The sequence below is a fragment of the Vibrio sp. R11-SG3-ISO3-SZ genome, assembly GCF_059834345.1.
Genome location: NZ_JCBDGX010000035.1, coordinates 19,397 through 27,557, shown reverse-complemented (window position 1 = coordinate 27,557; position 8,161 = coordinate 19,397). Strand labels below are relative to the sequence as shown.

The 8,161-nt window shown below is 50.0% G+C and carries 8 protein-coding genes; all 8 read right to left on the bottom strand.

Translation table 11 applies throughout. The features are described 5' to 3' along the window. On the bottom strand, positions 1–830 hold an 830-nt coding region (locus AC6R1O_RS04935), incomplete at its 3' end, for a PHP domain-containing protein (protein WP_500656573.1). Between the two features lie 86 nt (positions 831–916). Continuing rightward, positions 917–1,534, bottom strand: coding sequence for a ribonuclease HII (gene rnhB, locus AC6R1O_RS04930; RefSeq protein WP_500656572.1), 618 nt, complete (start codon positions 1,532–1,534; stop codon positions 917–919). Next, positions 1,535–2,677 (bottom strand): lipid-A-disaccharide synthase, encoded by a 1,143-nt coding sequence (lpxB, locus tag AC6R1O_RS04925; protein WP_500633953.1) that lies wholly within the window; start codon positions 2,675–2,677, stop codon positions 1,535–1,537. It abuts the gene before it with no gap. Between the two features lie 90 nt (positions 2,678–2,767). After that, the gene (lpxA, locus tag AC6R1O_RS04920) at positions 2,768–3,556 is read right to left on the bottom strand and encodes an acyl-ACP--UDP-N-acetylglucosamine O-acyltransferase (RefSeq protein ID WP_500631828.1); all 789 of its coding nucleotides are present in this window, start codon (positions 3,554–3,556) and stop codon (positions 2,768–2,770) included. A gap of 1 nt (position 3,557) precedes the next feature. Then, positions 3,558–4,010 (bottom strand): 3-hydroxyacyl-ACP dehydratase FabZ, encoded by a 453-nt coding sequence (gene fabZ / locus AC6R1O_RS04915; RefSeq protein WP_334554476.1) that lies wholly within the window; start codon positions 4,008–4,010, stop codon positions 3,558–3,560. A 154-nt stretch (positions 4,011–4,164) separates the two neighbouring features. Then, positions 4,165–5,196: a UDP-3-O-(3-hydroxymyristoyl)glucosamine N-acyltransferase gene (lpxD, locus tag AC6R1O_RS04910; RefSeq protein WP_500656571.1), complete on the bottom strand. Its 1,032-nt coding sequence runs from the start codon at positions 5,194–5,196 to the stop codon at positions 4,165–4,167. 6 nt (positions 5,197–5,202) lie between these two features. After that, positions 5,203–5,712 (bottom strand): OmpH/Skp family outer membrane protein, encoded by a 510-nt coding sequence (locus AC6R1O_RS04905; protein ID WP_500633918.1) that lies wholly within the window; start codon positions 5,710–5,712, stop codon positions 5,203–5,205. Positions 5,713–5,726: 14 nt separating this feature from the next. Beyond that, entirely contained in the window at positions 5,727–8,150 is a 2,424-nt protein-coding gene (gene bamA / locus AC6R1O_RS04900) for an outer membrane protein assembly factor BamA (RefSeq protein WP_500633919.1), read from the bottom strand. Positions 8,151–8,161: the final 11 nt, after the last annotated feature.

The window sequence follows — 8,161 nt, the reverse complement described above, 5'->3', positions numbered from 1 at the left end:
AAGTACTCACCCAGTCTCACGGTTACGTTACAACGCTTAGCAATTTCTACACTGTTCTCTAGGGCCTCAGGGATGTCGGCGAATAGCTCGCACATCTCTTCTTCGGTGCGCAAATATTGCTGAGGGCTGTAATTTTTGGGGCGGCGCGGGTCTTCTAAGGTGTAGCCATCATGAATCGCGACGCGAATTTCATGAGCATCAAACAGCGAGGGCTCGAGAAACACCACCTCATTGGTCGCCACCACGGGCAGTTGCTGCTGCTCGGCAAATTCGAGCGCGAAGTGTAGGTAACTCTCTTCGTCGTTACGCCCGGTTCGAGTGAGTTCGAGGTAGAAACGGTCGGCAAAATGTTGCTGATAAAACTCGGCGCACTGCTCGGCAATCCCTTGGTTACCTTTCAGTAGCGCTCGGCCAATTTCACCGCTTCGACCACCGGATAACACAATCAAACCTTCAGAAAGCTCAGCCAACCACGCTTTGTCAATCACAGGCTGGTGTTGAACATGGCCTCTCAAGTAAGCTTTAGAAATCAATAAGGTGAGATTGTTGTAACCGGTGTTGTCTGCCGCAAGCACGGTCAGCTTCGTCAGCTCATCGCCAAACTCCGGCGATTGCATGACAAAATCCGCCCCTATGATGGGTTTTACGCCACAGTTGTGCGCAGTGCTGTAAAACTTCACCAAGCCACACAGGTTGGTAAAATCGGTGAGCGCAACGGCAGGCATACCTAGTTCAGCCACTTTCTTCACCAAGGGCGGCACTTTCGACAGGCCGTCAATCATGGAGAAATCACTGTGAACTCGAAGGTGGATAAACTTAGGGTCGTTCATAGGTTGTGAATCACTTAGGGTACAAATAGGTAACATCAGTTGGAGGCTATTCTACGTTATCGCCCCCACTCGCTCAATTCAGAAGGCTACTCGATGCCGAGCGCGCGTTTCACCGGCTTAAAGCTTTTGCGATGCTCATCAATCACGCCGTGCGCTTCAATCGCCGCAAAATGGGCTTTGGTCGGGTAACCTTTGTGTTGCGCAAAACCAAATTGCGGATGTCGCTTATCAAGCGCTTCCATCTCTTGATCGCGCACCACTTTTGCGATGATTGACGCTGCACTGATTTGCGCGACACGAAAATCACCTTTGACGACCGCCATCGCATCCATAGGCAGCTCAGGGACTCGGTTGCCATCAATCAGGGCGAGGTCGGGCGTTAGCGATAAACCTGCAATCGCGCGCTGCATCGCAACCATTGTCGCTTGAAGGATATTCCACTCATCAATTTCAGCGGGGGAGCATCGACCGATAGACCAAGCCAACGCTTTCTCTTTGATCTCCGGTAGCAAGGCTAAGCGCTTTTTCTCAGAGAGTTTTTTTGAATCATTGAGCCCTTCGATCGGATTGTTCGGATCGAGGATCACCGCTGCGGTCACGACATCGCCGACTAAAGGACCACGCCCCACTTCATCGACACCGGCAATCCATTGATAGCCCGTTGGGTACTCAAACGGGGCTAAGGGGGTAGCTTGTTTTGCCATTTATGCTTTACCTATTAATGATAATACGGCGTTGGCCGCTTGTTCATCGGCACCTTTACGAATCCAATGATGCATCTCAGTGAATGTCTCGACCATCGCCTCCCCTTCACCAGCCAAGAGCCTTTCTATCTCCGCACTGAGATTTTCTGGTGTGCACGCTTCGAGCAAGTACTCTTTAACGATCTCTTTGTCCGCCAAAATATTGGGTAAAGAGACAAACGGCGTTTTGACTAAGCGACGCGCGATAAACGCAGTAATAGCGTTCACTTTATACCCCACCACCATAGGGCGCTTAATGAGCATGCACTCTAACGCCACGGTGCCAGAGGCCAGCAGGACCACATCAGACGCCGTAATGACGTTACGCGCGGTATCATCCACTAAGGTGAACTCAAGTTCTGGTGCATAAGTTTGCCAAGCATGCTCAAATTGCTCACGACGCTTAGGGTTAACCAAGGCTACCACAAAGCCTAAATCGGGATGGGTTTGATGCAGGCGTTGGCAGGTTTCAAGGAAAGGTTGGGAGAGCATGTTAAGCTCACTGCCGCGACTGCCTGGCAGCACCGCTAACCAGCGTTTATTCGGGTCCAAACCGAGCAACTCACGCGCGGGCGCTTTGTCGGAGACCATAGGAATTGCATCGGCAAGGGTGTGGCCGATAAACTCACACGGCACTTGGTGGCGATCATAGAAGGCTTTTTCAAACGGCAAGAATGCAAGCACCAGATTCGTCGCTGCTTCAATCTTGACGATACGTTTTTGTCGCCACGCCCAAACCGACGGGCTGACATAATGGACGGTTTTAATGCCCGCTTGCTTTAAACTGAGCTCAAGCCGTAAGTTGAAATCAGGCGCGTCGATACCGACAAAGACATCGGGCGGATTGTGAGTAAAGTAATCGACCAAAGAGGCTTTGACTTTGAGCAGTCTTGGCAATCGACCCAGCACTTCGACCAGCCCCATAACGGCCAGTTCTTCCATATCGAACAGAGATTCGCAGCCCTGAGCGATCATCTTAGGGCCACCAATACCGACAAATTCCGCATTGGGGTAGCGCGCTTTTATCGCTTTGATAAAGCCCTCGCCTAAGGTATCACCAGAGAGTTCCCCCGCGACGATACCAATTCTCAGTGGCTTTTCCATTGTCATGATGTATCGGTCCAATTAAATGCAAAATAAAAAAGGCCGTCTGATTTCCTAGACAGCCTTTTAGACATCGAGCGCAGGCCGCGATTAACGAATAATGCCGCGTTCTGTATTTTCCAGCATGTGCGAGAAACGTCCGACAGAGGCAAATTCTTTCGCCATTTCCGCCAAGATAGGTTTCACTTCTTCCATGGTTTTGCCTGAGCGGTAGATTTCTTTGTACGCTTTTTGTAGGGCGCGAATCTCAGCTCTTTCAAACCCATTGCGCTTAAGGCCAACCAAGTTCAAACCAAATGGAGTAGCGTGGTTACCTTGCGCTAAGACATAGGCAGGCACATCTTGGACGACCGCAGAACAGCCACCGATATACGCGTAAGCCCCCACCGTACAGAAAGGGTGAATCGCTGACAGTGCCATCACACCCGCGTAATCTTCCAAGGTTACGTGACCACCTAAAATCGCGTTGTTTCCGATGTGTGTATGGTCACCAACAATCACGTCGTGTGCGATGTGTGCGTTAACACACAATAGGTTGTCGTTACCAATGACCGTCGTCGCTTTGTCTTGCACCGTGCCACGGTGGATCTGCACCGCTTCACGAATGACGTTGCGATCGCCAATCACCACCGTTGTCTCTTCGCCGCCGTATTTCTTATCTTGGTTCTCTTCACCAATGACCGCGTGCGGGAAGATGCGGTTCTCTTTACCTATCGTCGTGTGACCTTTGATCACGACATGGGACATGATTTCTGTGCCCTCACCAATCTCCACTTGGCCGGAGATGTAAGTGAAAGGCCCAACGGTCACATTCGCAGCGATGGATACGTCACCTTCGATGACCGCAGAAGGGTGAATTTGAGCCGTCTCATGAATCATATTAGAACTCTCGACGAGCACATTTAAGCTCTGCTGAACAAACCACTTCGCCATCAACCGTTGCTACACCATTGAATGCAGCAATGCCGCGGCGCTCTTTCAAAAATTCTACTTTGATCACCAGTTGATCACCTGGAGTGACCGGTTTACGGAACTTGGCTCCGTCGACACTGGCAAAGTAGTACAACTCGTTCTCAGAAGGCGCACCAAACGATTTAAACGCCAGAAGACCGGTCGCTTGTGCCATCGCTTCCAAAATCAGTACACCAGGGAACACTGGGAGTTGCGGAAAATGACCCGTAAACTGAGGTTCATTGACTGAAACATTTTTGATCGCCGTGAGGTACTGCGCTTCTTGGAAGTCCGTCACACGGTCAATGAGCAAGAATGGGTAGCGATGAGGCAACAATTCCTGAATTTCAGTAATGTTCATCGTTTTATTTTCAGTAGTCAAAGTCATATTCCTATGTTGAATGCTAAATTTTTTAAGTTGTGGCGCATTATAGACGAAAAAGGCTCGCAAATCGCGAGCCTTCGCTGACAAAAACGCATGAGCCGCCAGATAGACTGAGCAGCGCTCAACGCGCGAGTGCCTGTGGCACACCCTGTTAGTCAGGCTGTTGGTTTTCCAACTGCTTTTCGACCGCTTTCAAACGCTTGTTCATCTCATCAATGCGATGAACACGAGCGGCGGTTTTACGCCATTCACGATTGGTCTGAAGAGGAATACCTGACGAGTACATGCCTTTCTCTTCAATACCTCGCATCACCATGCCCATACCGGTAATGGTAACGCCATCGGCAATCTCAATATGACCATTGATCACGCTGCCGCCACCAATGATACAGTACTTGCCAATGGTGGTACTGCCAGCAACAATCGTACCACCCGCCATGGCGGTACCATATCCGATGTGTACGTTGTGCGCGATTTGCAGTTGGTTATCAAGAATGACGTTATCTTCAATCACCGTATCGTCAAGCGCACCACGGTCAATCGTGGTACATGAACCGATTTCAACTCGGTTACCAATGCGAACGCTACCAAGTTGAGGAATCTTAACCCACTCACCTTTCTCATTGGCATAACCAAAGCCATCTGAGCCAATCACTGTGTTGGCTTGCACTAGACAGTCTTCACCAAGAGAGACTTGATGATAAATGCTCACATTCGGCCATAGCTTGGTGCCTGCACCAATTGAGGCGTTTTTGCCAATAAAGCAGCCCGCGCCAATCGAGACATTATCACCCAGTGTTGCGCCTGACTCGACCACCGCGTTCGCGCCGATCGAGACATTGCTGCCCAGTGTCGCATCCGCGGCGATAACGGCACTTGGCGCGATTTCAGCCGCCGGCATAGGCGTAGTGTCTAGTGCTTGCGCCACTTTGGCGAACGCCACGTAAGGATCGTCAACGACAAGCACGTTGCCGTGACATTGCTCTCGCTGGGCCTCTTTGACCATCACCACAGTGGCTTGGCACTGAGCTAGGTGCTTGGCGTACTTTGGGTTAGAAAGAAAAGTGACATGGCCCGCTTGGGCTTTGTCCATCGGGGCAACCATAGTGACGGTCGCCGTTGCGTCGCCATACAATTGACCCGAGGTAATCGTTGCCAGTTCGGCAAGAGTCAGAGTTTTCATAAACAATTATTTAAGTGCTTTGATCACATCTTCAGAAATATCGAATTCAGGCTTACCGTATTGCAATGCGGTAATATCGATCACGAGATCGTAGCCTTGCTTTTCAGCGATTTTGTTCACCGCGTCTTGAATCACTTTAAACAGTTTCTGCTTCTCTTGTGCTTCACGACGAGCAGACGCTTGCTCAAGAGATTGACCTTTAATGCGGAATTCATTTTCTAGCTGCGCAATTTCGATACGCGCTTTTTCGACATCTTCTTGGCTCATCAGCTCAGCGTCACGCTTAAGTTTTTCCACTTTGGTACGCGCTTTCGCTTCAATCGCTTTTAGCTCGTCCGCTTTGTCTTTAAAGTCTTCCTGCATTTTCTGCAGAGCAACTTCACGTTGGGGCAGAGCCTGAAACACCATGGCGGTATTGATGTAACCAATTTTTTGCGCCGCTTCTGCTGCATGAGCAAAAAGAGAAGACGTCATAATAACAAGGCCAAGGCCCGCCGCTTTGATAGTTTTGTTCACTGTAAAATTCCCCTTTAGAAGGTTCTGCCGATTGTGAAAGTGAAGAATTCTTCGTCATCACCTTCGTATTTCTTAATAGGTTTCGCGACCGAGAAGACCAATGGTCCCATCGGAGACATCCATTGCAACGCCGCACCGTATGATGCGCGATAGTTGGTTGGATCTGAGTAATCCTCATAGTATTGAGTGCCCGCATAACTCGCATCGTAGTTAAACTCGGTATCCCACACACTTGCCGCGTCGACGAACACACTGGTTCGGATTTGGCTGCGCACTTCATCAGACGCAAATGGAGTCGGTACAATCAGCTCCATACTGGCCAGCGCGATAGCATTACCACCAACCGAGTCGTCCGTTGCCACCACACAGCCGTCGTTTCCACTGCTTGGAGGACAGACGCTCGAGTTGCTGGAGTTGTAAACCGCCCTTGGACCTGCTGAGTTAGAACCAAAGCCACGTAATGTGGTGAAGCCACCCGCGTAGTAGTTCTCATAGAATGGGAACAGGTTATCGTTGCCATCCGTTTGACCGTAACCGTTACCGTAACCCAAGCGACCACGCATCAACAAGGTAAACTCGTGCTTTTTGGTCAATGGCACATACTGTCTCACGTCGTACTGCAGCTTAAAGTACTGCGCGTCTGAGCTAGGCACGGTGGCCTTGGCGAACGCACGTTGGTAGTTACCTGCTGTTGGGAAGTAGCCCTTGTTGAGGTTGTTGCGCGTCCAAGAGACATTCACGTCAAAATCTTGAGTGATGATGTTATCGCTTTCACCTTGACCAATACTGGCAGCAAACTGCTGCGCCTGATCGTAGGTGGGCACGTTACCGATGTTGTTATGGGTGTAGCCTAACCCGAATTCGAAACGGTTGAGTTCATCAAACGGGAACCCCCAAGTCACACTAGTACCATAACTTTCGTTGGTGTAGTCGATGATCCCCGCTTCTGAGGCTTCAAATTCGTTGTAGAAAATCTTACCGCCCATACTGACACCATCGAGGTTCCAGTACGGATCACGATACTCAAGGCTGACGTTCTTCTGGTAGTCGTTCATCATTGCACTGATACCGACGCGATCTCCAGAGCCCGCAAAGTTATCTTGTTGCAAACCGACCTGGAAACTGACCCCCGACTCAGTGCCGTAGCCAACACCAAAGTTAATGCTGCCTGAGTTGGCTTCTTTGACGTTGTAGACTAGGTCTACCTGATCATCACTGCCCGGAACTCGTACCGTCTGGACATCAACGGTTTCGAAGAAGCCCAAACGGCTCAAACGGTTTTTACCCGTTTCTATCGCGCGCGAGTTAAGCCAACTGCCTTCCATCTGACGCATTTCACGGCGCAGCACTTCGTCTTTGGTCGCATTGTTACCGACAAAGCGAATATCACGAACGTAGATACGATTGCCCGCCTCGACATTGACAATCAGAGAGACCTGCTGATTTTCATCATCAAATTCAGGAATGGTGGTCACTTGTGGATAGGCATAACCGGCTTCACCCAGTACGCGCTTGATGTTCTCTTCAAGAGAGGTCACGGCAGAGCCATTATAGATTTCGCCGTTTTCGAACGTGACCAAATCTTGCAGCTCTTGCTCTTTACCGATCAGTTCACCACGGAATTGGACATCTTTGACGGTGTACGGCAAGCCTTCTGATAACCCCAGCGTGATGTACACCCCTTTTTTATCGGGTGAAATCGCGACTTGCGTCGAATCCACTTGGAATTTTAAGTAACCACGATCCAAGTAGTACGATCTTAAGGCTTCAATGTCGCCCGCTAAGACTTGCTTTTGATATTTATCATCGGCGAGGAAGTTCCACCATGCGACATCCACATTGAGATTGAAACGGCTCAACAGCTCTTCATCTTCGAAGACTTCATTGCCGATAAAATTGATTTGTTGGATTTTCGCAGAGACACCTTCAGAGAAGACGAATTTGACATCACTCCGGTTACGCGGCAGCGGCGTCACGACTGCTTTAACTGACGCGTTGTATTTACCCACGCTGTAGTAGAAATCTTCCAGCCCTTTCTCAATATTGGACAGGGTAGTGCGATCCAGCGCTTCACCGACGCGCATTCCGGAGGCGTCAAGGTTTTGCTGCAACTGCTCTTCTTTGATCGCCTTATTCCCTGAGAAAGAGATGCTGGCAATCGTTGGGCGCTCTTTGACTTGCACCAACAACACATCGCCATCGCGAAGCACTTTGATGTTCTCAAAGTTACCTGAATCGTAGAGTGCACGAATGATCTCAGAAACGTCTTGCCCATCGACAGTGTCACCGACACGGACAGGCATTTTCAAAAGCGCCGCACCGAGAGCCACACGCTGTAACCCTTCGATCTGTATGTCTTCAACCACGAAGCTCTCGGCACCGTTTGCGCTCACACTCGTCGCGAGAAGCGTCGCAAACAGAATATTTTTCATCGCCATATTTGTTTTAG